At 75.3% G+C, this 4,109-nt stretch carries 1 protein-coding gene; it reads left to right on the forward strand.

Translation table 11 applies throughout. The annotated features are described in order from the left end of the window. The coding region (locus IE318_RS42730; RefSeq protein ID WP_229904166.1) for a type I polyketide synthase at positions 1–4,109 on the forward strand (4,109 nt) is incomplete at both ends.

The raw sequence follows: 4,109 nt of genomic DNA on the forward strand, positions 1-4,109 counted from the left end.
CGGCCCGGGGTCGGTTGATGCAGGCGTTGCCCGAGGGTGGTGCGATGGTCGCCGTACAGGCGGCAGAAGACGAAGTCCTGCCGCTGCTCACCGACGACGTGTCCATCGCAGCGATCAACGGTCCCACGTCCGTGGTGGTCTCCGGCAGCGAGGACCAAGTCCTGGCGATCGGCGAGCACTTCACCGCTCTCGGTCGTAAGACGAGCCGCCTGTCCGTGTCGCACGCCTTCCACAGCCCGCTGATGGAACCGATGCTGGCCGACTTCCGCGCCGTGGCATCCGAATTGACCTTCAACGCCCCCGAGTCGGCGGTCGTGTCGACCGTCACGGGGGAGTCGGCGACGGACTGGCAGTCCCCGGAGTACTGGGTCGAACAGGTCCGTGCCGCCGTCCGTTTCTCCGACGCCGTGCGCACCCTGGAAGCCCGGGGTGTGAGTCGCTGCCTGGAACTCGGCCCCGACGGGATCCTGGCCGGACTGGCCCAGCAGACCCTCACCTCGGACGAGACGGTCGTAGCACCGACCCTGCGCAAGGACCGCCCCGAGGCCGAGACCCTGCTCACCGCCCTTGCCCAGCTCCACGTCAGTGGCGCACGGGTCGACTGGGCCGCCTGGTTCGAGGGCACCGGCGCCCGCCGCGTCGACCTGCCGACGTACGCCTTCCAGCGTCAGCGCTACTGGGTCGACGGCGCGGGCGCGGTCGGGGATCTCTCCGGGGCGGGGCTGACGTCGGCCGAGCACCCGCTGCTGGGGGCGGTCGTGTCCCTCGCGGACTCCGGCGGGGTCGTGCTCACCGGGCGGCTGTCGGTCGCGGCGCAGCCGTGGCTCGCCGACCACGTGGTCGGCGGTTCCGTGGTCTTCCCCGGCACGGGCTTCGTGGAGCTGGCGATCCGGGCCGGCGACCAGGTGGGCTGCGAGCTGCTGGAGGAGCTGACCCTTCAGGCGCCGCTGGTGCTGCCCGAGCGGGGCCCGGTCGCGATCCAGGTGGAGGTGGGCGCGGCCGACGCGTCGGGCCGCCGCCCGGTGAGCGTGCACTCGCGCCGGGACGACCACCCCGACCAGCCGTGGACGCTGCACGCGGACGGTGTGCTGGCCGCGCAGCCGGTGCCGGGCGCCGCGTACGAGCTGGGCGCCTGGCCCCCGGCCGATGCCGTCTCCATGGAACAGGAGTTCGTCGACGGCACGGGGGTGTACGAGACGCTCGCCGCCGCCGGGCTGCCCTACGGTCCCGCGTTCCGTGGCATGGTCCGCGCCTGGCGCACCGGGGACGAGGTGTTCGCCGACGTCGTCCTGCCGGAGCGCGCGCAGGCGGACGCCGCCGCCTTCGGCATGCACCCGGCGCTGCTCGACGCGTCGCTGCACGCCGCCGTGCTCACCGACCGCTTCACCGACGCCGAGGGCCCGGTGCTGCCGTTCGCCTGGTCCGGCGTTCGGCTGCACGCCTCCGGTGCCACGCGGCTGCGGGTCCGTATCGCGCCCGCCGCCGGCGCGGGTCTCTCGCTCGACGTGTGCGACGAGACCGGGCGGCCGGTGCTGTCCGTGGAGACGCTCGTACTGCGCGAGGTGTCCGCGCGGCAGCTCGCCGCGGCCCGCGCGGGCGGCCACGACTCGCTGTTCGGCCTCGAGTGGGCCGAGCTGCCGACGCCGTCGGCCGGGGACGCCGTGGCACCGGCCGCCGTCGTCGACTGGGACGAGCTGCCCGCCGACGGGCCGGTGCCGGACACGGTCGTCCTGCGCTCCGTCCCCGGCACCGACACGGCCGCCGTGCACCGCGCCACCGAGCGGGTGCTCGGGGTGCTGCGGAGCTGGCCGGCCGACGAACGGTTCGGCTCCTCCACCCTGGTGGTGGCCACGCGCGGCGCCGTCGCCCGGCCCGGCGAGGACGTCACCGACCTGGCGGGCGCGGCCGTCTGGGGCCTGGTGCGCTCGGCCCAGACGGAGCACCCCGGCCGGTTCGTCCTGGTGGACCTGGACGCGGACGCGCATGCGGACGGGGCTGCGGACGGGGCCGCGGACGTCGCCCTGGCCGTCTCCGCCGTCTCCGTCCTCGCGGGCGAGCCGCAGCTCGCCGTGCGCGGCACCACCGTGTACGGCGCCCGGCTGGCCCGGGTCGTCGACGACCCCGAGCGGGAGGCGGCACCCGTCTCGTTCGGGGACGGCACCGTCCTGGTGACGGGCGCGACCGGAGCGCTGGGCACGCAGGTGTCCCGGCACCTGGTCGCCGCGCACGGGGTACGCAGCCTGCTGCTGGTGTCCCGGCGCGGCGCGCAGGCGCCCGGCGCGGCGGAGCTGGCCGAGGAACTGCGCGCGGCGGGCGCCGACGTCACCGTGGCGGCCTGTGACGCCGCCGACCGCGAGGCGCTGACGGCGCTGCTCGAAGGGGTGCCGCTCACCGGCGTCGTGCACCTCGCCGGTGTGCTCGACGACGCGCTGGTCGGCTCCCTCACCGCCGAACGTCTCGACGCCGTGCTGCGCGCCAAGGCCGACGCCGCGCTGCACCTGCACGAACTCACCGCCGACCGGGACCTGGCCGCCTTCGTCCTGTTCTCCTCCGCCACCGGTGTGCTCGGCGTCCCCGGCCAGGCCAACTACGGCGCGGCCAACGCGCTGCTCGACGCCCTCGCCGCGCACCGCCGCGCCCATGGGCTCGCCGCGACATCCCTGGCCTGGGGCCTGTGGGCGAGCGGCATGTCCGGCGGCCTCACGGACGCCGACCTCGCGCGCATGGCCCGCACCGGCATCGGTGCGCTCACCGCCGAACAGGGCATCGAGCTGTTCGACCGGGCGCTGACGGTGGACGCGCCGCTCGTCGTGCCCATCCGGCTGGACGTACGGACCCTCGGCGACGCGGGCGAGGACCTGCCGCCGCTGTTCCGCGGCCTGGTCCGGCCCCGGCCGGCCCGCCGCTCCGCGCCCACCGCCCCGGCGGCCGAGGCGAGCGCGCTCCAGCGGCGCCTGGCCGGACTCGACCGCGACGAGCGCCTGGAGGTGCTGCTCGGGCTGGTCCGCACCCAGGTCGCGGCCACCCTCGGCTACGTCGGCTCCGACGCCGTCGACGCCGACCGGGCCTTCAGCGAACTGGGCTTCGACTCGCTGACCGCCGTCGAGTTCCGCAACGCGCTCGGCTCGGCCGTCGACGTCCGCCTGCCCGCCACCCTGGCCTTCGACTACCCCTCCCCGCGCGCCCTCGCCCGCCACCTCCTCGCCGAACTCTCCGGCAGGGACGAGCAGCAGGCCGCACCGGCGGGCACGGTCGCGCGCGCCGGCCACGACGACGACCCGATCGTGATCGTCGGCATGGCCTGCCGCTACCCGGGCGGGGTGCGCACCCCGGAGGACCTGTGGCGGCTGGTCTCCGACGGCGTCGACGCGATCTCCGACTTCCCCGGCAACCGCGGCTGGGACCTCGACCGCGTCTACGACCCGACCGGCGAGCGGCCCCACACGACCTACGCCCGGGAAGGGGGGTTCCTGCACGAGGCGGGCGAGTTCGACCCGGCCTTCTTCGGCATCAGCCCCAACGAGGCCGCGATCATGGACCCGCAGCAGTTCCTGCTGCTGGAGACCGCCTGGGAGGCGTTCGAACGCGCCGGCATCGACCCGGAGTCGCTGCGCGGCAGCGCGACCGGCCTGTACGCCGGGATGATGTACCACGACTACCCCGCCAACAACAGCACCGGAGCCATCGCCTCCGGCCGGGTCTCCTACACCTTCGGTCTGGAGGGCCCCGCGGTGACGGTGGACACGGCGTGTTCGTCGTCTCTGGTCGCCCTGCACATGGCGGCGCAGGCGCTGCGCTCGGGCGAGTGCTCCCTGGCGTTGGCCGGCGGTGTCGCCGTCATGGCCACGCCCGAGGTCTTCGTCGAGTTCAGCCGCCAGCGCGGCCTCGCCCCCGACGGCCGCTGCAAGTCCTTCGGCATGGGCGCGGACGGCACGGGCTGGGGCGAGGGCGTCGGCATGCTCCTGCTGGAGCGGTTGTCGGACGCGCGGCGTCATGGGCATCCGGTGCTGGCGGTGGTGCGGGGTTCGGCGTTGAACCAGGACGGTGCCAGTAACGGCCTCACGGCGCCGAACGGTCCGTCGCAGCAGCGGGTGATCCGGGCGGCGCTG

The sequence above is a fragment of the Streptomyces spiralis genome (genome assembly GCF_014654675.1).
In the GTDB taxonomy this organism is placed as follows: Bacteria; Actinomycetota; Actinomycetes; order Streptomycetales; family Streptomycetaceae; genus Streptomyces; species Streptomyces spiralis.